At 60.7% G+C, this 21,544-nt stretch carries 16 protein-coding genes and 5 pseudogenes; 13 read left to right on the top strand and 8 right to left on the bottom strand.

All coding sequences use genetic code 11. The annotated features are described in order from the left end of the window. Positions 1-106: 106 nt before the first annotated feature. The 3 genes from JCM25414_RS17230 to JCM25414_RS04710 are packed head-to-tail and all read right to left on the bottom strand — an operon-like array spanning position 107 to position 2,378. Positions 107-565, bottom strand: coding sequence for a hypothetical protein (locus JCM25414_RS17230; protein WP_242403354.1), 459 nt, complete (start codon positions 563-565; stop codon positions 107-109). Continuing rightward, a complete protein-coding gene (locus JCM25414_RS04715; protein ID WP_025840881.1) occupies positions 565-1,575 on the bottom strand; it encodes an L-threonylcarbamoyladenylate synthase in 1,011 nt (336 codons plus the stop codon). The genes JCM25414_RS17230 and JCM25414_RS04715 overlap by 1 nt, the downstream gene beginning before the upstream one ends. Then, on the bottom strand, positions 1,572-2,378 hold the full coding sequence (locus JCM25414_RS04710) for a 3'(2'),5'-bisphosphate nucleotidase CysQ family protein (RefSeq protein ID WP_025840880.1): 807 nt from the start codon (positions 2,376-2,378) through the stop codon (positions 1,572-1,574). Before JCM25414_RS04710 ends, JCM25414_RS04715 begins: the two co-directional genes overlap by 4 nt. Before the next feature lie 236 nt (positions 2,379-2,614). On the opposite strand from JCM25414_RS04710, the gene JCM25414_RS04705 reads away from it, so the two are divergent. The 6 genes and pseudogenes from JCM25414_RS04705 to JCM25414_RS17215 all read left to right on the top strand — a co-directional run bounded on the left by JCM25414_RS04705 (position 2,615) and on the right by JCM25414_RS17215 (position 10,335). After that, entirely contained in the window at positions 2,615-3,097 is a 483-nt protein-coding gene (locus tag JCM25414_RS04705; protein ID WP_025840879.1) for an NADH-quinone oxidoreductase subunit B family protein, read from the top strand. Then, positions 3,094-3,979 (top strand): annotated as a pseudogene (locus tag JCM25414_RS17225) (NUDIX hydrolase). Before JCM25414_RS04705 ends, JCM25414_RS17225 begins: the two are co-directional and overlap by 4 nt. A 153-nt stretch (positions 3,980-4,132) precedes the next feature. Beyond that, on the top strand, positions 4,133-5,110 hold the full coding sequence (gene nadA, locus JCM25414_RS04695) for a quinolinate synthase NadA (protein WP_408734869.1): 978 nt from the start codon (positions 4,133-4,135) through the stop codon (positions 5,108-5,110). A 10-nt stretch (positions 5,111-5,120) separates the two neighbouring features. After that, positions 5,121-6,617 carry an L-aspartate oxidase gene (locus JCM25414_RS04690; protein WP_148300950.1) on the top strand — a complete coding sequence of 499 codons (1,497 nt, stop codon included), beginning with the start codon at positions 5,121-5,123 and terminating at the stop codon, positions 6,615-6,617. After that, positions 6,614-7,473, top strand: a pseudogene (nadC, locus tag JCM25414_RS17220) (carboxylating nicotinate-nucleotide diphosphorylase). The gene JCM25414_RS04690 and the pseudogene nadC overlap by 4 nt, the downstream one beginning before the upstream one ends. Positions 7,474-8,048: 575 nt before the next feature. Then, positions 8,049-10,335: pseudogene (locus JCM25414_RS17215) on the top strand (TonB-dependent receptor). Between the two features lie 35 nt (positions 10,336-10,370). Here the strand turns inward: JCM25414_RS17215 and JCM25414_RS23635 are convergent. Genes JCM25414_RS23635 through JCM25414_RS25790 form a run of 4 tightly spaced genes read right to left on the bottom strand, consistent with a single transcriptional unit; the run spans position 10,371 to position 12,958 of the window. Then, a complete protein-coding gene (locus tag JCM25414_RS23635; RefSeq protein WP_242403377.1) occupies positions 10,371-10,757 on the bottom strand; it encodes a hypothetical protein in 387 nt (128 codons plus the stop codon). Next, on the bottom strand, positions 10,730-11,422 hold the full coding sequence (locus JCM25414_RS22305) for a thioredoxin family protein (RefSeq protein ID WP_025840875.1): 693 nt from the start codon (positions 11,420-11,422) through the stop codon (positions 10,730-10,732). Before JCM25414_RS22305 ends, JCM25414_RS23635 begins: the two co-directional genes overlap by 28 nt. A gap of 52 nt (positions 11,423-11,474) precedes the next feature. Next, positions 11,475-12,740, bottom strand: coding sequence for a mannitol dehydrogenase family protein (locus JCM25414_RS25795; RefSeq protein WP_277911041.1), 1,266 nt, complete (start codon positions 12,738-12,740; stop codon positions 11,475-11,477). A gap of 20 nt (positions 12,741-12,760) precedes the next feature. Then, complete coding sequence (locus tag JCM25414_RS25790) at positions 12,761-12,958, bottom strand: hypothetical protein (protein WP_051535689.1); 198 nt, start codon at positions 12,956-12,958, stop codon at positions 12,761-12,763. Positions 12,959-13,161: 203 nt separating this feature from the next. On the opposite strand from JCM25414_RS25790, the pseudogene JCM25414_RS17200 reads away from it, so the two are divergent. The 7 genes and pseudogenes from JCM25414_RS17200 to JCM25414_RS04625 all read left to right on the top strand — a co-directional run bounded on the left by JCM25414_RS17200 (position 13,162) and on the right by JCM25414_RS04625 (position 21,231). Further along, positions 13,162-14,365: pseudogene (locus tag JCM25414_RS17200) on the top strand (TIGR03862 family flavoprotein). Between the two features lie 63 nt (positions 14,366-14,428). Then, the gene (locus JCM25414_RS04650; protein WP_025840874.1) at positions 14,429-16,150 is read left to right on the top strand and encodes a helicase HerA domain-containing protein; all 1,722 of its coding nucleotides are present in this window, start codon (positions 14,429-14,431) and stop codon (positions 16,148-16,150) included. A 30-nt stretch (positions 16,151-16,180) separates the two neighbouring features. Next, on the top strand, positions 16,181-18,052 hold the full coding sequence (locus tag JCM25414_RS04645) for a potassium transporter Kup (protein ID WP_025840873.1): 1,872 nt from the start codon (positions 16,181-16,183) through the stop codon (positions 18,050-18,052). Between the two features lie 77 nt (positions 18,053-18,129). Next, positions 18,130-18,464 (top strand): annotated as a pseudogene (locus tag JCM25414_RS22300) (hypothetical protein). A 164-nt stretch (positions 18,465-18,628) separates the two neighbouring features. Then, positions 18,629-19,027 (top strand): glycosyltransferase family protein, encoded by a 399-nt coding sequence (locus tag JCM25414_RS04635; protein WP_025840871.1) that lies wholly within the window; start codon positions 18,629-18,631, stop codon positions 19,025-19,027. Next, positions 19,024-19,869 (top strand): glycosyltransferase, encoded by an 846-nt coding sequence (locus tag JCM25414_RS21405; RefSeq protein WP_206777948.1) that lies wholly within the window; start codon positions 19,024-19,026, stop codon positions 19,867-19,869. The genes JCM25414_RS04635 and JCM25414_RS21405 overlap by 4 nt, the downstream gene beginning before the upstream one ends. Before the next feature lie 33 nt (positions 19,870-19,902). Further along, a complete protein-coding gene (locus JCM25414_RS04625; protein WP_025840869.1) occupies positions 19,903-21,231 on the top strand; it encodes a lipopolysaccharide biosynthesis protein in 1,329 nt (442 codons plus the stop codon). A 66-nt stretch (positions 21,232-21,297) separates the two neighbouring features. Here JCM25414_RS04625 and JCM25414_RS04620 read toward each other — a convergent pair whose 3' ends face one another. After that, entirely contained in the window at positions 21,298-21,543 is a 246-nt protein-coding gene (locus JCM25414_RS04620; protein ID WP_148300948.1) for a hypothetical protein, read from the bottom strand. Position 21,544: the final 1 nt, after the last annotated feature.

Raw genomic sequence — 21,544 nt, 5'->3', positions numbered from 1 at the left:
TTGATCGTCAGCCTTGCAGTCTGAGCAGGTCAGCGCAGATAGACCGAGCGATCCATGTGCGGGGTGTCAGCGATCGAATGGATGAACTGTGTCCCGGCGATGCCGATCAGGATACCCGCAGCGAACCCGCACCAGATGAGAATGCTGGAAAACGGTTTGCGCGCCTCTTTGCTGAGTAGCTTCGACTGAAGTTCGGCGCGGGATTGCTGGGTCTGGAACAGTTCTGACCTGACGGATTCAAGTCTCGCGCGGAATTGCGCAATTCCAGATCCATCTGGCGCAGATTATTGGTAAGCGTCACAATCTGCTGACGGGCAGCCAGAGTATCGGCGCTGTTCTCGGTGGTTTTCGTCGTGCGGGTGGCTCTTGGTTTGGCGCGAGCGGGCGGGTTGGGAGCAATGGCGACAAAAAGATTTTTCAGCGCGCCGCCCGTCATCCCGCTTTTTTTCGCGCGCGACCGCAGCGCGCTGAGCGCGGCAACAGACTGGCCTTCCTGCTCTTCAAGCACGAGCGCAAGAATATCCGAGAGGACTTTGAGTTCCTTTGGGTCGAAAGAGCCGGACATCAGCCGATCATGCTCTCCAGATCGTCGTCATCCCCGCCCGCTACAGGGCGTGGGCTCGCCGCGCGACGCAGGCGGTCGAGAATGGCCAGACCCAGCCCATGACGCGGCACTGGCATGGCTGCGATCGTCTGCAAGCCGCGACGCTGGCCTTCCCCATCGAGAAAGCGCAGGCCGGCGAAAAGACGCGCAGCCGCTTCCTCGAGAGTGCCCGTTTCGCTAAGATTATACACCAGTCCGGCGCCGGGCAGGGGCGCGCCGAAAGCAAGCAGGGCCTCATCCTCGCTAACGGATTCAGCATTCAGCCGCACAGGCAGACCAGGGGCGTAATGCGAGGCCAGCATACCCGGCGACGAGGGCAGCTTGGTCGCGTAATCATCGGGGTTGCGGATCGTGCCGCAGACGGATTCGAGTTGTTCGAGCGTGATGCCGCCCGGACGCAACAGAAAGGGCACTTCACGCGACAGATCGATCACCGTGCTTTCCAGCCCGACCGAGCAGGGGCCGGAGTCGAGAATGGCGTCGATCCTTCCATGCATGTTGCGCAGAACATGAAACGCGTCCGAGGGGCTGACACGTCCTGATGGATTGGCCGAAGGCGCCGCGACAGGCTGGCCTACGGCTTCGAGCAGGGCGAGCGCCGTCTTGCCACGTGGCACGCGCAGCGCGACCGTAGGCAGACCGGCTGTGGCCAGATCGCAGATGGTCGAGCCGCTTTTGCGCGGCAGGATCATGGTCAGCGGGCCGGGCCAGAATTTCTCGGCAAGACGATATGCCAGATCGGTCGGTTCTACATGGGCAAAGGCCGCTTCGGCGCTGGCGAAATGGCTGATCAGCGGGTTGAAGCGCGGGCGGTTCTTGGCTGCAAAAATATGCGCAACAGCGGTGTTTGACGTGGCCAGAGCGCCAAGCCCGTAAACGGTCTCGGTGCCGAATGCCACCAGCTTGCCTTCAAGCAGCAGGGAGGCAGCGCGGGCGATGGCATCGGGATCGGCTTTCAGGATCTCGGTCATGCGTCATGCTCTCCTGCGGGATGACGGCCGGTGCAGAGGAAAGGCGGGTTGAACCAGCCAGGTTTGCCATAGGTGAGCGGTGTGCCCTGCTCATCGAGAATATGGCCGCCGGCAGCCTCGACGATGGCCTGCGGTGCGGCTGTGTCCCATTCCATGGTCGGGCCGAGACGCGGATAGAAATCGGCAGCACCCTCGGCAACGCGGGCGAATTTTGCAGCAGAGCCGATATTACCGAGCGTACCCACCTTGCGACCGGCCAGCCATTCTTTCAGCCTCGGGTCATCGGCATAATGGCGCGAGGCCAGAATACGCAGCCCGCCCTCGGGGGGCAGGACCGCTGCAATTTCTGTCAGCCCGTTGCTGTCGCGACGCCAGGCACCCTTGCCGACCAGACCCGTGTAAAGCTGGCCATAGGCGGGTAGCGCCATGGCGCCAAGAACGGCGCGGTTGCGATGAATCAGCCCGATATTGACCGTGAAATCATCGCGCCCTGCTGCGAATTCACGTGTGCCGTCGAGCGGATCGACCAGCCAGTAGGTCTCGCCCGGCTCCACGAAGGTGCCGTTGGCGACTTCCTCTTCCCCGATCGCCGGAATTTGCGGGGTGGCGGCACGCAGTCCGGCCAGAATATGGCGCTCAGCGGCCTGATCCGCCTCGGTTACCGGCGATTTGTCTGCCTTGATGATCGTCTCGAATCCGCTGTCCCGGATATCGTTGATGAGGACAGCTGCCTCATCTGCCAGTCGGGCAGCGAGGGCGAGCAGGGCATCGGCGTCGAAAGGAAGGGCAGTGTCCGGAGTCATGTTTCCGGCTTACCGCAACTTCCGGATATCGTCATGGTCAAAAAGACGCGGTCCCGCGATTTGCTCCTGTGCTTCGGTTCGAAGCTGGAGTCTTTGTCTTGTAGCCGGGTGGTTCCAGCCGTCTTCAGACTGAAGCGGGCAACCAGGCAGTGGCCCGAGAACTTGAGAGGCCAGGGGTTTTTTGCAGTCGGTGTTTGTGGTCATATCCGGGACGAATCAAACGAGCGGATCTGTCCATGATTTACCTGCGCGCGCTTCTGGACGCCCATCGCTGGCGGCCTCGCAGCGCCCTGCCACCGGCTCCGCGCCCGCTGACCCTGCATCTGGTTGCCGGTGGCGGTTGCGATGGTTGTCTGGTCGAGGCCAATGCGTTGCAGGGGGCGGCTTACGATCTGGCACGGCACGACATACGCTTTGTCGATACGCCTCATGATGCTGAGCTTCTTTTTGTCGTGGGCGTAGTGACACGCGCCCTGTTGCCGGCGCTTCAGGCGCGCTGGGCGGCCATGCCCTCACCAAAGGGCGTTGTCGCCATTGGCGATTGCGCGCTGGGGCAGGGACCATTCGGCACGAATTACGCCACACTCGGGGGGATCATGGAGGCCGGTCTGTCGGGCATGCAGCAATGCGATGTCGCCCTGCGTGGCTGCCCGCCGGCACCTGCCGACATCCTTCGCGGCCTGCTTCTGCTCACCACCGGGCGGGTCGTTTCGGCATGAACGAGCTGCGTTCGGAGCTCGTAGCGGTGCTGATCGCCGTGCAGGACGAGATGCCTCTAGTGTTGACCCTCGAGCAGGGGCGCAATCTGCCCTCGGGTCCGCTCGAGACCGCTCATCGCTCCTTGCAGCGCGGCATGAGGCTCTGGGTCGAGCAGCAGACGCAATGCCATCTCGGGCATATCGAACAGCTTTACACCTTTGCCGAGGCGGCAGGAGCGGAAGGGGGTGGTCATGACCACCCGCGCCTGATCCGCATTTCATATATGGGGCTCACGCGGCTCGAAGATGCGCAGGAAGGCTGGCGGGGGCTTTACGAATATTTTCCTTGGGAGAACCGGCGCGAAAAAGGCGCCGATCAACTCGATGCTGACATAGCGCGTGCCCTGGCCCAATGGGCGGGGCGCGATGCCGCGCGTCTGTGGCGCTGTGCCGAAACCTTTGGTCTCGAAGGGCAGCCCTGGAATGACGAGCTTGTTCTGCATCGTTACGAACTGCTCTGGGAGGCCGGGCTTCTGCCTGAATCGCGCCATCCTGGCAGGTGGCTGGCACCAGGCGCGCCATGCCGTCTGACAGCGCCGCATTCTGGCCACGGCGCTGGCTCGGCTCAGGGCGAAGATACGCTACAGGCCAGTCGTATTCGAACTGATGCCCGAGACCTTCACCCTGTGGCAGCTGCAACGCACGGTCGAGGCCATTGCCGGGCGGCCTATGCACAAACAGAATTTCCGCAGGCTCATTCTGGCGCAGGATCTGGTGGAGGAAACGGGTGAAGCGGAGATGCAGGCGCAGGGACGCCCGGCGCGGCTCTATCGCTTCAAGGGGGCCGTGATAGGCACGCGGCATCTCATGGGGTCGAAACTGCCGATTGCACGCTCGATCTGAGGATGTCTCTCGTGCAGGGCAGCGGTTTTGGCGGAAATCACGGGATCGTGGCTTTGAAATCCGCAAGCTCCATCCAATGTAAGGGGCCTAACAGTTTTATCCCTATTATGCTCAATGAGAGCATAAATGAGTGGAGAGGATCTCATGGATCAGATGACCCTCGTCAGAGACCGCAGCGATGCGCTTTACGAGCCCGTTTCCCGACTGATGACCCGCGAGGACTGGGAGCAGAATTTTGCCGACGACATCAGGGCTATCCTGCGTCTGAAACGTGAGCGCAATGCGGTCATTCTGGCCCATAATTATCAGACCCCCGAGATCTTTCACTGCATCTCCGACATACGCGGCGACAGTCTGGCACTGGCGCGTGAGGCACAGTGGGCGCAAGAGCAGGTGATCGTCATGGCGGGCGTGCATTTCATGGCCGAGACCGCCAAGCTCATGAACCCGGAAAAGACGGTTCTCATTCCCGATTCAATGGCCGGATGCTCGCTCGCAGAATCCATCACCGCAGAGAATGTCCGGGCGCTCAAGGCGACCTATCCCGGTGTGCCTGTCGTTACCTATGTGAACAGTTCTGTGGCCGTTAAGGCCGAGACCGATATCTGCTGCACGTCGGGCAATGCGAAGAAAATCGTCGAGAGTCTCGGTGTGCCGCGTGTCATCATGATCCCCGACGAGTTTCTGGCGCAGAATATCCAGAACGAAACCGGCATCGAGATGCTGACCTGGCCGGGTCATTGCGAAGTGCATGAGCGTTTTACCCCGCTCGAAATCCGGCAATATCGTCGCATGCATCCGGGTGTGGTGGTGCTGGCGCATCCCGAATGCCCCCCTGAGGTGGTGGCCGAGGCCGATTATGCCGGTTCGACCGCAGGCATGATGGAATTCGTGGCCGTGAAACAGCCGAAAAAAGTGCTGCTCGTGACCGAATGTTCGATGAGCGATAATCTCGCGGCACTGAATCCGGCGGTCGAGTTCGTCCGGCCCTGCAATCTCTGCCCTCACATGAAGCGCATCACGCTTCCCGCGATCCGGCGCGCTCTGGAGAACATGGAAGAGGAAGTCACCATTCCTGACGCGCTCTTTCCGCAGGCGCGTCGAGCGGTCGAGCGGATGCTGGCCATCTGAGGGCGCTGCCATGATGACGCTTACCCGATTTGCAGGCTGGCCGGTGATTGCGGGCGCGGGTCTTGCCGGGCTCTCTGCTGCCCTGCATCTCGACCGTCCCTGCGTGGTGCTGAGCCCCACCCCCCTCGGTGAGGAGGCGGCCAGCATGCTGGCGCAGGGCGGCTTCGCTGCGGCAATCGGTCATGACGATGATGTGGCGCTGCATATCGGCGACACGCTGGCCGCAGGCGATGGTCTTTGCGACCGCAAGGCGGTTGAAGCCATTATCGGTGCTGGCCCTTCGGCTATTTCGACCCTTCTCGACTGGGGAGTGGCATTCGATCGCAAAGGAACGAGTACCCTCGATCTGCATCTCGAAGCCGCGCATTCACGCGCACGCATCGCCCATGTCCGGGGCGATGGCAGTGGGGCAGGCATCATGCAGGCGCTTATCGCTCAGGTGAAAAGGCTGCCGCGCATCGTGGTGCTCGATGGCGTCACGCTCGAACATATCCAGGCTTCGGAAGGCAGGGTTCAGGGCGTCTGGCTCAATACCGGGCAGTTCATTCCGACCAATACCTGCATTCTGGCCTGTGGCGGCGCGGGGGCGCTCTATGCCGGTGCGACTAGCCCCAACAGCAATACGGGTCGCGGCCTTGCCGCAGCCGCACGCGCCGGGGTAAAGCTGGCCGATATGGAATTCGTGCAGTTTCATCCCACCGCGCTCGACGTCGAGACAGGGGGCGCGCGCTCGCCACTCGTCAGCGAGGCCGTGCGTGGGGCCGGGGCGATACTGGTGGATGAGACGGGCGGTCGTTTCACCGATGAATTACAGTCGCGCGATCGGGTGTCGCGGGCGATTGCTCGACACCGTATCGAGGGACATCGCGTTTTTCTCGATGCGCGCATCGGTAAATCGGGCCGGGGGCTGAAGCAGGTCTTCTCACGTCAGTTCCCCGGTATTGCGCTTTCCTGTCGTCAGCACGGGATAGACCCCGATCGTGAGCCTATCCCCGTCCGACCGGCGGTGCATTATCATATGGGCGGGGTCGCGACCGATCTGCACGGACGCGCCAGTATCGCCGGGCTCTGGGCCTGCGGCGAAGTCGCCTGCACAGGTCTGCACGGGGCTAATCGTCTGGCCAGCAACTCGCTGCTTGAAGCCTTCGTCATGGGGCGTGCGGTCGCCTGGGACGTCAATAATGCCCCGCGCGAGCGCCATTCCTGCCAGAACCCGTCGCGTCCCGCCCGTCTGGGGGCTGCCAGCTTTGGTCAGCAGATGGATAAGGGGGCGGGTATCTTGCGCGATCAGGACGGGTTGGAGGCACTTGCCGCTTATCTGGCGCCGCTTGCCGGTCGTGACGACCATGCGCTGGTGGGCGCTGCCATAGCCTCTGCCGCCCTGCGTCGTCGTGAAAGCCGGGGCAGCCACTGGCGTGTTGATTGTCAACAGGCTGTCCAGGCGGAGCGCTTTCATTTCACCCTGGAGGATATCGGCCTTCAGGAACGGAGCATGGTCAACGCATGAGTTCTTTCATTTCTCCCCTGCCGGATCTGATGTGGGAACCTGTCGTCAGGGCCGGTCTTGTCGAGGATTTCGGCACGGGTGGCGATGCCACCACACAGGCTGTGGCACGCCCCGGCCAACGTCTGCGCGCTGTGTTTCGTGCGCGCCATGAGGGGGTTGTGGCCGGTATGAGCGCGGTGCGCCTCGCTTTTACCCTGCTCGACTCCCAGATCGAATTCACGGCGCTCAAGGATGATGGCAGCCGTATTGCGCCTCGCGATATTCTGGCCGAGGTCGAGGGGAGCGCCGAAACCATTCTAGGGGGTGAGCGTACCGCGCTCAATCTACTGTCGCATCTGAGCGGGATTGCTACTGCCACGCGTCAGGTGGTTGACGCCGTGCAGGACACGAAGGCTCGTATCTGCTGCACCCGCAAGACCCTGCCGGGGCTGCGGGCCGTACAGAAATACGCGGTCAAGGCGGGTGGTGGCAGTAATCACCGTTATCGCTCGATGATGCAATCCTGATCAAGGATAATCACATCGCGCTATGTGGCGGTGTGGCGGCCGCGCTCAAGGGCGCGAGAAAGCGGGCAGGCCATCTGATGGCCGTGGCGCTCGAAATCGATACGCTCGATCAGCTCGAAACCGCGCTGTCGAGTGGCGGTGCTGATGCCTATCTCTTCGACAATATGCCCGTCGAGACGCTGCGCCACGCCGTACAGATGGTGAATGGCCGCGCCGTGACTGAAGCCTCTGGCGGCATCACGCCAGAGACGGCCCCGGCCATTGCCGCCACCGGTGTCGAGGTACTTTCGCTTGGCTGGCTGACCCATAGCGTCAAAGCGCTGGATATCGGACTCGATATCGATCTCTGATCGACGTGTCCCGCCGTTCCCCTCGGTCGCTTGACCGAGACAAGGTGCAAAAGGGGGGGCGATCAGTTCGCGGGGGCAAGGGCGTCGTCAGCGGGCCGCCTGCGCTATCCCCAGCAGCACATAAATCAAGTGGCACGGCAGGCGTGACTGTTTCCGCGCTTCCCTGTGAGGCGCCCGGTTTGGCCCGCTTTTGCGAGGTCATCTGCATCGCAGACGAGAATAATCTTCTGGACCCGATGGCAGGCAGTAGCATGCGCGAGTGGATTTAACGCCCAAGAATGGTAAAAACTGAAATCCAGCAAGAATAAAAGTGGTTTTCCGGCGTAATCTTTTCGTTGGGGACGGTTCTTGCATGAGAAAGCAGCGATTTTTGTGAAAACCAGATGAAATGATTCGTTGAAGTATCGTTTCGTCTTGTATACAAATTAGCCGTTTCCGGGTCTGTTCCGATCGGCGGAGGGTATCTTTCGGCTCCACGGCCTGGACGCAGCCAGTGTCTGAGCACGTTCGTAACGATAGGATCCTGTATGACGTCACGCAGCCCCTCGCCGCGCTACATTGCTTTTGCCTGCCTGATGGTGTTGACAAGCCTCGTGTCGACATTCGCCCTTGGAGGCACTGCCTTCGGCGCTCCCCCAAAAACTGTCCACAAACTGGGTGTTCACAAAAACGCTGCACAGGGAGAGATGAAGCATCAGCCTGTGCCAAATACGGGTCATGTAGCGTCTCGCAAGCATGCTGGGCCTGTTGAAGCCAAAGGGGAAGAGCAAATTTCGGTCACGACCAGCCGTCAGGCGCTCAATGGCGGTGGTGGCATGATGCGTATCGAACACGCGCCGCGCAACGTGCAGACGGTCGACCACGAATATATCTCGATGCGCAATCCATCGAGCACGGCGCTGGACCTTATCCAGAACCTGCCGAGTGTCAGTATCAGCACGCCAGATCCTTACGGTATGCAGGGTGGCCAGATCCAGTCGCGCGGCCTGACCGATCTCGATATGGCGCTTCTGGTCGATGGCGCGCCTGCCGCCGCGGCTAAATACATCACAGAGAACATCGATACGGAAAACGTTGAATCCGTCTCCCTCACGCCGGGTAGCTCGGAAACGGCCCTTCCGGTGATGTCGGCAGCCAGCGGCACGATGAACGAGACCACTCATACGCCTGACAAGAAATTCGGCGGTTTGGTCGATTTTTCCTATGGTACCAATAATCTGTCGCGTGAGTTCATCCGCGTGGATACGGGCGAGATCGGCCATAGCGGCGTGCGCGGGTATTTCTCTTTCTCGAACACTCATACCCGTAGCTGGATGGGGGCTGGCATCAATGACCGTCGTCACATCGATTTCGGGCTGAATAAGACCTGGCAGAACGGCTCTTTCGCCAAGACTTTCGTTTCGTGGAACTGGGAAGATTTCACGATCGATAATTATCCGACGCAGCAGGAATTTTATAAATACAAGCATACGGGTGAGGGCTATGGCCGATCGGCCAATTCCAACAATATCAACTACTGGAAGAATAACACCGATTACTGGAATCAGGTCTTCATTTCCGCGCCGATCCATATCGTTCTGACGCGTCGCCTCGCTTTCGACCTGCAGCCCTATTACAATCTCGGTCGCGGATGGGACGCCTCACCGGGGGGAACGATGACCCAGTCCGACGGGTCCACGCGCAACGTCACGAGCTACTTCCTGCAAGGGGCGACCGAGCGTCGCGGGGCGGTGGCCAAGCTAGGTTTCGATGTCGACCGTCATAATCATGTCGCTTTCGGCTACTGGTATGAAAACAATTATACCCAGCAATCCTATCCCACCAGCTACACCATGGATAACGGCGCGGCACCCAGCCCGAACGCTGCCGCCTATCGCATCGATGCGGGTGACCAGCAGAATGCAGGCACCGAGATCCACAGCCTGTTCATTGAGGATCACGCCAAATATCTGAACGACAAGCTCGACATCCAGGCCGGGTTCAAATTCGTCATGGCCAATACTTGGAACAAGGATCTCTACGGCCGCATGGCCAATAACCGCACCGAGCCGCTACCGCAGCTCTCTGTCGGCTATACGATCGACGAGCATAGCCAGATCTATCTGAACGCCGAGGGCGATTACCGCCAGCCGAGCGCCGTCGATCTGGCTGGCTCTATACGAGCGTGCCGATCCCGAAAAACCAGTATTCGATCAAGGAGGAACTGGGCTACCGCTATCATGACGAGCACATCATTCTCGATGCGTCATTCTTCAACTACAATGTCACCAACCGCATCGTGAACCAGTATCTGGGTATGAACCAGTTCAAGCCGTTCTCGATCGGTAACCAGCATATGCGCGGTTTCGACTTCATGATTTCGGGCCGTCCGATTCATGGCTTCAGCCTTATGCCTCGGTCGAATATCTGCATGCCGTGCAGGATAGTAACGTACTCGACCCCTATACGAACAACATGCTGAATTCGAAGGGTACGCAGGCCATCATGGCGCCGCGTGTTCTGGCCAATTTCGGTCTGACCTATAAATATGCCGGGTTCTTCGGCAATGCGAGCCTGCATTATACCGGGCCGCAATCGGTCAGTGTGGCAGGCGATCAGCGTATGCCGGGATTTGTGACCAACACTATTTCGCTCGGCTATCGTTTCAAGCCGGTCGGCATCGCGCAATCGCCCACCATCAAGCTGAACTTTGCCAATGTGACCGGCTCTATCGTGCGCACCGGCGCCATGGGCGCCATCTACAGCGCGAAAGACCCGAGCACGGTCTATAGCGGCAGTCTCGCGCCCTATACCGGCTACGGCAATTCCTTCATGACCGCTGCCCGCTTCACCATGACGGGCACAGTGTCGACCAGCTTCTGAGCGATCAGGGGGCGTGCCCCCTGAGACGCGGTCTCTCAGCCGAAGGTGAAGGAGAACGCCTCGACGCCGGGCGAGAGAAATTCGATTTTGAATTCATGCTCGCCCACGGCGTTTTCAGGCTGGCGCACGAGCTGGTAGAGGCGCTGGCCGGTTACTGTGCCGAGGCCATTCTCGTCGCAATCGCTGCCATGCATGGCGCCGGGGGGCTTGCCGTCGATCGTTACCCTGAATTTAACCGGGGCGTCACCCTTCACAGGGCCGAGCACGAGATGCAGATCGCGCGCATGAAAGCGGAATTCTATGGCGCCGTCTGCCTTGTTCAGCCGGGCCGATTCAGGCCCTACAGTCCAGTTGCCGCTTAAGCCCCATTGATTCAGGGCGGGGGTGCGCTCGATCACATAGTCATTGGGGGAATCCTGTATGGCGCCCCCCGTTGAAATGAAATTGCTGGCGCGCTCATAGCGATATACGTCTCCGGTGAGCCGATATCGGACTGATCGGCCTCGACCTGCTCAGCGCTGCCCCTGGGGTGAACCAGATCGCCCGGCACATCTTTCGCGCCGTTTTCGCGCAGCATGGCCTGGAGCATGCGCTCGGAATTGTCGTAATCGCCCTCACCGAAATGATGCGCCTGTATCTTGCCGTCACCGCCGACGAAATAGGCGGCAGGCCAGTATTCGTTCCCAAAGCCGTTCCAGATCGCCCGGTCGTTGTCGACGGCGACAGGGAAGGTGATGTGGAATCGCCCGACAGCTTTTTTGATATTGTCGACGTTCTTTTCAAAAGCGAATTCAGGCGCGTGGACGCCGATCACCACGAGGCCGTAGGGCTTGTACTTGTCGGCCCAGGCCTCGACATAGGGCAGTTCGCGAAGGCAGTTGATGCAGGAATACGTCCAGAAATCGACCAGCACCACCTTGCCCTTCAGTGCCTCAGCCGAGAGGGGCTGGGTGTTGAGCCATGAGGTGGCTCCCGAAAGGGAAGCGAGGGGCGCTGCCTGCGCCACCGGGGCAGCGCAAAGCGCGACGACCAGACTCAGCCCGGAATAACGCAGGAACGAAAATCCCGGTGATGAAAATGAGACCATGAAAAGCGCCTTTGGACGGAAGAGGCGGCGATCCCCTTCCGGCCTGACAGGGTCAGGCGCTGGCAGGTTCTGCCGCAAGGAGTTCAGCCAGAACGACGCTCGTGCCTCTCTGTTCCATGCTTTCCGCCATTTCACGAATCACCCGGCGATGTCCGTCATCGAGTGTGAAGCTTTCGAACACGGTCATGGAGAACACCGTCTCCCAGCTTTCCGCGAGCTTGCGCTGCGTGTCGGACAGTGCGGGTTCGAACGGCGTGAAGGTCTCTCCCTGATCGGTGCGACCGCGCAGATAACGAATGAAACAGGCAAGAACGAACGCTACCCGGTCGAGCGACGCGCCAGAGGCTACCAGCTTGTTCCAGCTCGGGGCGAGGAAGACCGGCAGCTTGCTGCCGCCATCGCCGGTGATACGGGCCAGCCTGTCGCCGACATTCGGGTTGCTGAACCGCGCAATGATTAGATCGCGATAGGCCGGGAGCGGCATGTCCTGCGGCGCGCTCAGATGCGGAATGACATCGAGGCTCATGAAGCGCTCGACCAGTTTGCCGATTTGCGGGTCGATAATGGCATCGCGCACGGTTTCGAGCCCCGAAAGCTGGCCGGGATAGGCGAGCATCGAGTGCGAGGCATTGAGCATGCGCACCTTGGCGAGTTCGTAAGGATGCACGTCGGGAACGATCTGGGCACCCACTTTTTCGAGCGCTGGGCGCCCGTTCACGAAGCGGTCTTCGATCACCCATTGGGCAAATTCTTCTGAAATCACCGGCAGGCGGTCATGCACGCCGCATTCGATGTTCACCCGGTCGGCATCCTCCTTGAGCACGGCAGGCGTGATGCGATCGACCATCGAGCTTGGGAAAGTAACATTCTGCTCGATCCATTCCGCCAGTTCCGGGTCGAGCGCGCGGGCATGGCTCACGACCGAGCGCTGGGTCACGATGCCATTATCGCGCAGATTATCGCAGGACATGACGGTAAAGGGCGCAATGCCTGCCTCGCGCCGGATACGCAGCGCCTCGACGATATAGCCGAAAGCCGATTCCGGCTTGTTCGGGGCCGCAAGCTCACGCTGCGTCAGAGGCGTTTCCAGACGGTAGCTGCCGGTGGCGTGGTCCTGATTATACCCCCCTTCGGTGATGGTCATCGACACGATCCGCGTCTCGGGATCTGCCATACGGGCCAGCACGGCTTGCGGGTCGGCAGGGGCGAAAAGATAATCGAGCATCGAGCCGATCACCTGATGCCGTGTCGTGCCGTCGGGCGCGTAGCGCGTCAGAGTGTAGAGATTATCCTGTGCCGGAAAGGCTTCGAGCTTCAGACGCTCGGTTGCATCGTCGATCAGCCCGACGCCGCAGAACGCCCAGCCTCATTGCCCGGCTGGCCCAGTAGGCGATCGACATACCAGCATTGATGCGCGCGATGAAAATTGCCGACGCTCAGATGCACGATCCCCGCTTTCAGGGAGGCGCGATCATAGGGAAAAACCTCGACACTGGCGGGAAGGGTCGAGAGGGTCTCTGAAGAAAGAGCGATCATGGGCTGTCCTGAAGGAGCACGAGACATAAGAAGGGCGGCACGTCCTGAACGGCGTGTCTGAAAAAGCGTGTCTGAAACTGCCCCGTTCGGGGCGCGGGTCTGGAGTGCAGCGCGCGGGATGATGTGGCGGTTCCCGTGAAAGGCTCAAGGGCTAAAAACGGCGTTCTATGGCACTATTTGGTGAAGAGGCTTAAACCCACGTCATGCTGACACCACACATCATCGCCGTGATCGGTGCCGGGCCTGCCGGGCTCGCCGCCGCCGAGAGCCTCTCTGCCGACGGGTTCGATGTGGTCGTCTACGATCAGATGCCAAGCCCGGCCCGCAAATTTCTTATGGCCGGTCGCAGCGGTCTCAATCTGACCCATGCGGAAGATCTCGAGACATTCCTTTCACGCTATGGCGCTTCCGCCTCCTGGCTGGAGCCGATGATCAGGGAGTTCCCGCCGCAGGCCCTGAGGGAATGGGCAGAAGATCTCGGTCAGCCCTGCTTTACCGGCAGCAGCGGGCGTGTTTTTCCGAAGGCGATGAAGGCCTCGCCGCTGCTGCGCGCCTGGCTGGCGCGACTGTCAGCGCAGAACACGGTCTTCGCCTTGCGCCATCGCTGGGCAGGGTGGGACGAAACCGGGAACCTGTTGTTCGAGACCTCTCATGGCGCCAAGAGGGTGACAGCAGCAGCGACCATCCTTGCCCTCGGTGGTGCATCATGGCCGCGTCTCGGTAGCGATGGCGGCTGGAGGCGTTTTCTGCCGCCCGAAAGCTTCTCGCCTTTGCAGCCCGCCAATTGCGGTTTCATGACCGCCTTGCCTCCGGCATTTCATGAGCAGTTTCACGGCGAGGTGCTGCATTCCGTCACGATCAGCGGCGTAGGGCAAAGCGCCAGAGGCGATGTGACGATCACTCATCAGGGTATTGAGGGGGCGCCGGTCTATCGTCTCTCGGCTATGTGGCGGGAAGCCTGAGGCGGGAGGGGCGATTGCAGATCACGCTCGATTTCCGGCCGGGCCTGACGCAGGAAATCTTGCAGTCGCGTCTGAAAGGGTTTCGTGAGCGTGAAAGCCAGTCGGGCAGGCTGCGTCGGCTGGGGCTGTCTCCGGCTGCGCGCTGGTTGCTGCGTGAGGCCACACCGCCTCATTCCGGCGCCGGGATTCTGGCGCAGCAGATCAAATCCTGCCCGCTCGACCTCGTGGCACCGGATTCTCTTGCCCGCGCCATTTCCACGGCGGGGGGTGTGAGGCGAGAGGCGCTCGATGACGGTTGATGCTCAGACAGCGCCCCGGTGTTTTTGCAGCGGGTGAAATGCTGGACTGGGAGGCGCCCACGGGCGGCTATCTGCTTCAGGCCTGTTTCGCGACCGGACGTCGTGCGGCGCAGGGGGTGAAAAAACACATGCGACAAAACCCGTGAGCGCCTTCGTATTCGTCCGCGTGATGGCTGACTTTGGAGGCGAGTTGCGCTAGGGACAGCCCCATGAGCGTATCGATCACGATGGGCCGTGGCCGTGACGGCGCGGATGTCCAGCTGGACCTGACAGAACTTCTCGCAACCCGCCTGCTGGTGCAGGGTAATTCGGGCTCGGGAAAATCGCATCTGCTGCGTCGCCTGCTTGAGCAGACGGCCACGCTCGTGCAGCAGGTGATTGTCGATCCCGAGGGCGATTTCGTGACGCTGGCCGATAAATACGGCCATCTTGTTATCGATGCTTCAGAACAGACGGAAGCCACGCTGCGTGCCGCAGGCGAGCGCGCGCGCGCCCATCGCGCCTCTGTCGTGCTCAATCTGGAATCCGTCGAGGCCGAAATGCAGCTTCGCGCTGCGGGGGCTTTTCTCAACGGCATGTTCGAGGCGCCCCGTGCCTATTGGTACCCGGTGCTGGTGGTTGTGGACGAGGCCCAGCTTTTCGCGCCCGTCGCGAGTGGCGATACCTCGGACGAGGCGCGCCGCCTGTCGCTTGGCGCCATGACCAATCTGATGTGCCGTGGCCGAAAGCGCGGCCTGGCCGGGGTGATTGCCACCCAGCGTCTGGCCAAGCTTGCCAAGAATGTCGCGGCAGAGGCGTCCAATTTCCTCATGGGCCGCACTTTTCTCGATATCGATATGGTGCGTGCAGCTGATCTTCTGGGCATGGAGCGGCGCACGGCCGAGGCGTTTCGCGATCTGGCGCGCGGCCAGTTCATGGCACTCGGCCCTGCACTGAGTCGCAGGCCGCTCTTGGTGTCGATCGGCGCTGTCGAGACGGCAAGCCATGCGACGGGCCCTGCTCTAACGCCCTTCGAAGCCCGCCCCGCCGAAGATAATTACAGCCTCATTCTCGAGCCTGTGGTCGAAACGGCGCCTCGCCTCAGGGAGCGCCGTGCGCCCGCACCCGATCTGCTTGCCCAGCTGGACTCCTATGCGGCGGCAGTGCCTATCGAAGAGGCCGCCCCGGTTGTCGAAGCCGCTCCCGAACTGCTCTGGCGCCTGACCGAGGCGGTGGTCGCAGAAAACGAGTCGGCTTATCGCCCGCTCGCCACGCTGTATCAGGATTTTCAGCTTCGGGCGCGTATCGAGCGCCTCGACCGAAACGTGCTCGATCTGGGGGCTTTCCGCCTGCTTCTGGCTAGTGTGCGCTCTGGCTCGAGCTTCGAGCAGGCGCAGGAAGAAAGCTGGGAGCAGGCGCTGGAGATTGCCCGTGCCGTGCCTGAAGACGTGCAGGGTGTGGTGCTGCTTCTGGCGCGTGCAGCCCTCGACGGCGCGCCCTGCCCGGGAGACGAAGCGATTGCAGAAGCTTATGGCACGCATTCGCTCGGTCGTGCGCGAAGGCAACTCGCCTATCTAGAAGAGCGACAGATCATCGTGGTGCAGGACATGCCCTCCGGCCGACGCATTGCTTCATCGGGTATGGCTGGCAGACCTGCGGTTAGGGCAACCAGCAGGCGCGCTGTCTCGTTCGTTCATGAGTTGCTGCCAGCCCCTGGCGGGGTTATGGAGAAAATTATGACAAATGATGAACTGATCGCCCTCGTATCCCTTAATGGCGATGACGCCACCTACGACGCCCGTCTCTCCGGCTACGATATTACCGTGCCGGTGCGGATCGAGGGAGGCGATGGGCACTACATCATCAAGCATCTCGTCAAGCCCATGTATTTTTCAGGCGCGATGATCATCGACGTCAAACTTCTGGACGCCGACGCCCCCCATCACGGGTGAGGGCAGGGGCAGAATCAAACGGGGAGCCGTATGGCCGAAGAACACAGGAAGGTGCTGCCCGGCGCGCTGGCAGCACTTGGCATCGTTTTTGGCGATATCGGAACAAGCCCACTTTATACCCTCCAGACCGTCCTCAACGATACGGGTTCGACAGATCGCGAGACGCTTCTCGGCGGTTTCTCGCTCCTGGTCTGGACCATGATCCTTGTTGTGGCCGTCAAATATGCAACCGTGGTAATGCGCGCCGACAACAAGGGTGAGGGCGGTATTCTCGCCCTTTTTTCTCTCGTCGGTGGCTCTTTCGGCAAGCACTGGTACACGCGTGGCACGCTCCTCGCCGCAGCCGGACTGTTCGGCGCGGCCCTGCTTTATGGCGATGGTGCCATCACCCCCGCCATTTCGGTGCTGAGCGCCGTCGAAGGCATCGGTGTCGTCACCAAATCGTTGCAACCCTATATCCTGCCGATTGCCGCCCTCATCCTGTTTGGCATTTTTGCCATCCAGCCTCTGGGCACAGCGCGGATCAGCGCCGTTTTCGGCCCGATCATGCTGCTCTGGTTTCTCGCTCTGGGCGGTATAGGGCTGAGTTCGCTCCTGCATGACCCCTCTGTACTAATCGGTCTCAACCCGTTTTTCGGCCTGCGTTTCCTGTACGAGCACGGGGCAAACAGCCTGATTATTCTCGGCGCTGTCTTCCTCTCCGTCACAGGTGCCGAGGCGCTTTATGCGGATATGAGCCATGTCGGGCGCCCGAGCGTGCGTCTGGCGCTGGCCGTCATCGTGCTGCCGATGCTGGTGCTGAGCTATGCCGGGCAGACGGCGTTTCTGGTCAGTCACCCACAGGTCAAAGACAATCCGTTCTTCGCTGCCATGCCCCATGAAATGGTGCTGCCCATGGTGGTGCTGGCCACATTTGCGACCATCATCGCGAGCCAGGCTATCATTACGGGGGCCTTCACGCTCACGCGCCAGGCCATGCAGCTCGGATGGTTTCCAAGCCTCAATATCCGCCAGACTTCCGACAGCGAATACGGTCAGATCTATGTTTCGGTCGTCAACTGGATGCTGATGGTCGTGACGCTGCTCATTGCTCTCAGCTTCAAGAGTTCGGACGCGCTTTCTGGCGCCTATGGCACGGCTGTGTCCACCACCATGCTTATGACGACGCTGCTCGTTTTCGATGTCATGCGCGAACGCTGGGAGTGGCCGCTCTGGAAGGCCCTGCCAATTGCGCTGTTTTTCGCGGTGATCGATGTCGCGTTCTTTGTTGCCAACCTACTCAAGATCGACAAGGGCGGTTATGTCCCGCTTCTGATCGGTCTGGGCATCTATGTCATCATGACGACATGGCGCCGGGGCACCATCCTGCTTCGTGCCGGCCTGGCACCACTGGGTGAGCGTTCCGACAAGGTGCTGCAGAAGCTGCGCGATGGCGAACTGATCAGAACGCCGGGGGCGGCTGTTTTCCTCTCGCGTTATGAAAGCGCCCTCCCGCCCATCGTCATGCGTCACGTGGCCGATTTCCATTGCCTGCCCGAGCAGGTGGTCGCGCTGAACGTGAAATTCGACACCGTGCCTCGGATACCTGCCGATGAGCGCATGACGACCAAAGATCTCGGCAACGGGATCTGGCAGATCAACGTCACGTTCGGCTTTGTCGAGATACCCAATCTCTACTATGTGCTCGGCCAGGCGAAAGAGCAGGGCTGCACGCTCGATCTGGACAAGCTGGTGTTTTTCGCGGGCGACGACGACGTCGTGCCCGATCTGAAAAAACCCAAGATGATCTCGCCGCGCCGCATCCTGTTCGGCTTTCTCTACCGCAACGCGGTGCGTGCTTCGGATCGCTTCACCCTCCCGCGCGAGCGTCTGGTCGAAATCGGCCATCAGGTCGAAATCTGAACCCGATCCGCTTTTCCGCTTTTTACCAGCAGGGCGCCTTCAAGTGTGAATGCGCCCTACTCTCAAGGAACCCATCCATGCGTCCTCTTCTCGGCCTCTCGTTGCTGGCCTTCGCTGTTGCAGCTCCTCTCGCCCATGCCGAACCGGGCGGATGCCTGAAATACGGTGCGGCTGGCGCTGTCGGTGGCCATCTGGTCAATCACGGCGTGCTTGGCGCTGTCGGTGGCTGCGCAACCGGCATGTACAAGCGTCACGAGTTCCGCAAGGAAGCCCGCGAAAAAGCGGCGCTCTATGACAAGGAACACCCGGCGCCAAGGGTAGCTATGAAGAAAAAGCCACCGCCTATGACGTCGAGCATTCGACCCAGCCCGGTAAGTCGGCGCCTTCGGACGCGCCTGCAACGAAGGACTGATCGAGGGTTGAGGCCCTCACTACGTTCTGCCCTCACATGGTATTCTGCCAGTGAGGGCGGTCCGGTCGGTTTTGTCGCGACCGCAAAAGTAACGCATTGTATCTCATGTCAAAACATGACAATCAGGGCTGGTCTTCCCTCGCAGGCCAGAACGACTGATTCTCATGTCCGTCATCACCCCTATCAAATGCGGCCCGATGTCGTCGGTGCCAGGCTCGATCGCCATCGTCCTGCGCGATTTCCGTCTCGGCGGTAGCGAGCGTGTGGCCATCGGCCTCGCCAATTACTGGGCGTCACGGCAGATTGCCGTCACGCTGCTCGTCGGTCGTGACGATGGCCCTCTGCGTTCTCTGCTCGTCCCTGCCGTCGAGATTGTCGATCTGGCGCTCAAACCCGGTCTCGGCGACACCCGTCTTGCCTGGTCTCTTGCCTTTCGCGCGCGCGAGGTGCTGCGTTTGAGAAAGATCGAGTCCTGCTACGTACCGGGCAATAGTCATTGGCCCGTCATACCGTTGCTCAAATCGCTCCCTGCTGCGCAGCGCCGCATGTCGTGGCACAGGTGAGTTCGCCGGTTTGTCGCCCCGGTCGGTCGCGTCTGATACAGATCGGTTACGATTGGCGCATGCGTCGTCTGCTCGGCAAAGCCGATGCCATCACAACGTTGAGCGACTCTCTGGCGTATGAGACACGAGAGATCGTCGGCTGTGCCCATGTCGATGTCGTGCCGCTTCCGGCATTGTGGGATGAAGGCCGTCCATCCCCTGTTCGGCAAGGTACGATGACCATCCTCGCGGCCGGGCGTCTCGTGCCGATCAAGGGGTTCGACCTCTTGATCAACGCTTTTGCCGAGGTTGCAGCCCGACATCCCGAGGCAAGGCTGGTGATCTGTGGGGAAGGGCCGGAGCGTGGCGCGCTGGAAAACCTGATCGGCTCGCTCGGTCTGACCGCGCGGGTAACGCTGACTGGCTATGTGCCCAGCATCCGCCCTTTTCTGGAGCAGGCGCGTCTTTTCGTTCTGTCGTCGCATTGCGAGAGTTTCGGCGCTGTCCTGCTAGAGGCGCTGGCCGCCGGGCGTCAGATCGTCTCCACGCGTTGTTCTCCGGCGGTGGAGAGCCTGATAACCTGCGCGACGGCTGGGCGCAGCGTGCCGACGCGCGATGTTGCGGCGCTTGCAGGCGCAATGAGCGACCTTCTTTACGAACCTTCTCCCGATTGCGAAGCACTCGCCGCACTCGTGTCGTCCTTTCACGTCTCCCGGGGGGGAGAGGATTTTCTTGCCCTGATGCGTCCCCGTTCGGCTGAGCCTCGCGCGACCGAGCGCGTTGGCGGTGAGCTTCGTGACAAGCCTTCCCAAAGACCGGGAGCCTCCATGGCCCATGCAAGTCTTACGAGGCACGCCCTTTGACAAAATCGCCCTATCGCGATCTCTTGCCGCCCCATGGCCTCTGAACAACGCTCGGCGCTGCACCGCATTTTCAGCAATACCGGATTTCTGATTTCCAGCCGGATCATCAACGCGCTGTGCAGCTTTGCCTATGTGGCATGGGCCGTACATGCGCTTGGGCTCAAGACGTTCGGTGTGCTCCTGCTCATCACGACCTTCGTGACGCTGGTTTCTGACATGACGCATCTGCAATCGTGGCAGACCCTGCTTCATTACGGTACCGCGTCGTTCGAGGCGCGTGACCGGCGTCGCTTCATGCCCATCCTCGGTTATTGCATCCGTTCGGACATGATCAGCGCGGCAATTGGGCTCGTTGGGGGTGTGATCGTGATTGCCCTGACAGGCACGCATTTTCTGGGCTGGTCTGACCCCGTCAAGCGTGATGCGAGCTGGATGATGCTGACGGTCGCCTTCATGAACACGGGCTGGTCTACCGGCGTCATCAGGTTGTGCAATCGCTTCGGGCTGGCAGCCCTGTTCGATTTCGGTTCGACCTGCGTGCGGACCCTTGGTTATCTCGTCGGCTATCTATGCCACGCGCCGCTCGAATTCTTTCTGTTCATCTGGTTCTTGCACCAATTTGCCCTCTTTGTCCTGACCAGCCTTGGCGGCCTCATGCTGTTGCGTCGGCATATGGGCGGAGAAATAGGGCTTGTTTCCTCCTTTCTGACACCGTCGGAGACGCTCGGCATCTGGGGCTTCACGATCCGGGTCAGCATCAACCAGATCCTCGATGCGCTGTTCAGGCAGGGTGGTACGCTGATCATCGGTGCCATGCTGGGCGCACGCGATGTCGCAATCTATCGCGTGACGAAACAGATTTGCGATGGCCTCGCCAAACCCGCGCAGATGATGATCCCGAGCCTCTATCCTGAATTCGTGCGGTTCAGAGACAGCCAGAACTGGAGCGCATTGCGCCATGTTGCGCGCAGGCTGGCTCTGGTCATTATCGGGTTCTCTGCGCTTGCCGTGCTGGTTGCGCTGTTCGGCGGCAAGGCCATTCTGCATCTGATGCTGCATGACAGCTTTGCCAATGAGATGCCAATCATCCTACTCATGGTGTTCAGCGCCCTGCTCGAAGTCTGCATCATTCCGCTCGAAACGCTTCTGACGGTGATGGGGCGTCTGGCCATTATTCTCAAATACCGTCTGGTAGTGATCGCTCTTTATTTTACGATCCTTGCCGGGCTGATGGCGCTATGCGGGGTGACGGGGGCGGCTCTGGCCAGCGTGGCCTGCTCGATCATGATCTTCGTCATCTGTCTCGTGCTGGCAGCGCGCTGGATCTCGCCACGTCATGCGGCGAAATACGGCGAGGCCTGAACCCGAAGGAGGGCGTTTCACGGGTGGGGCCAGCTCAAATCAGGCAAATCAGCTCCCCGCCAGTTCTCACGAATGGGCAGGGTCCCGATCGAGTGTCAGAAGCAGAAGGGCCGCCACGCCCAGGGCGATCGGCATGAAGAAGACCCCGAGCATTTCGACACTACCCTGTGTATCCTTCATGATCCCGAACGCCCAATGCCCGTCGGGGTAGGCGAACAGCCCGACATGAGTCGGGAAATAGGGTTTGGCGAGCCCGATCACAGCGAAAACAGAGCAGACGAGCCAGGCCGTCATACGGATCAATCGGGTCACT

The organism is Asaia platycodi JCM 25414, from assembly GCF_000614545.1.
In the GTDB taxonomy this organism is placed as follows: Bacteria; Pseudomonadota; Alphaproteobacteria; order Acetobacterales; family Acetobacteraceae; genus Asaia; species Asaia platycodi.
This window is presented reverse-complemented; position numbering and strand designations above follow the sequence as displayed.

Coding starts and splice junctions, on each gene's coding strand:
- JCM25414_RS22305 (WP_025840875.1), bottom strand. CDS start 11,422: ATGGTCTCATTTTCATCACCGGGATTTTCGTTCCTGCGTTATTCCGGG.
- JCM25414_RS04705 (WP_025840879.1), top strand. CDS start 2,615: ATGATTTACCTGCGCGCGCTTCTGGACGCCCATCGCTGGCGGCCTCGC.
- JCM25414_RS25790 (WP_051535689.1), bottom strand. CDS start 12,958: ATGATCGCTCTTTCTTCAGAGACCCTCTCGACCCTTCCCGCCAGTGTC.
- JCM25414_RS04690 (WP_148300950.1), top strand. CDS start 5,121: ATGATGACGCTTACCCGATTTGCAGGCTGGCCGGTGATTGCGGGCGCG.
- JCM25414_RS04715 (WP_025840881.1), bottom strand. CDS start 1,575: ATGACCGAGATCCTGAAAGCCGATCCCGATGCCATCGCCCGCGCTGCC.
- nadA (WP_408734869.1), top strand. CDS start 4,133: ATGACCCTCGTCAGAGACCGCAGCGATGCGCTTTACGAGCCCGTTTCC.
- JCM25414_RS17230 (WP_242403354.1), bottom strand. CDS start 565: ATGTCCGGCTCTTTCGACCCAAAGGAACTCAAAGTCCTCTCGGATATT.
- JCM25414_RS04650 (WP_025840874.1), top strand. CDS start 14,429: ATGAGCGTATCGATCACGATGGGCCGTGGCCGTGACGGCGCGGATGTC.
- JCM25414_RS04635 (WP_025840871.1), top strand. CDS start 18,629: ATGTCCGTCATCACCCCTATCAAATGCGGCCCGATGTCGTCGGTGCCA.
- JCM25414_RS04645 (WP_025840873.1), top strand. CDS start 16,181: ATGGCCGAAGAACACAGGAAGGTGCTGCCCGGCGCGCTGGCAGCACTT.
- JCM25414_RS04625 (WP_025840869.1), top strand. CDS start 19,903: ATGGCCTCTGAACAACGCTCGGCGCTGCACCGCATTTTCAGCAATACC.
- JCM25414_RS04710 (WP_025840880.1), bottom strand. CDS start 2,378: ATGACTCCGGACACTGCCCTTCCTTTCGACGCCGATGCCCTGCTCGCC.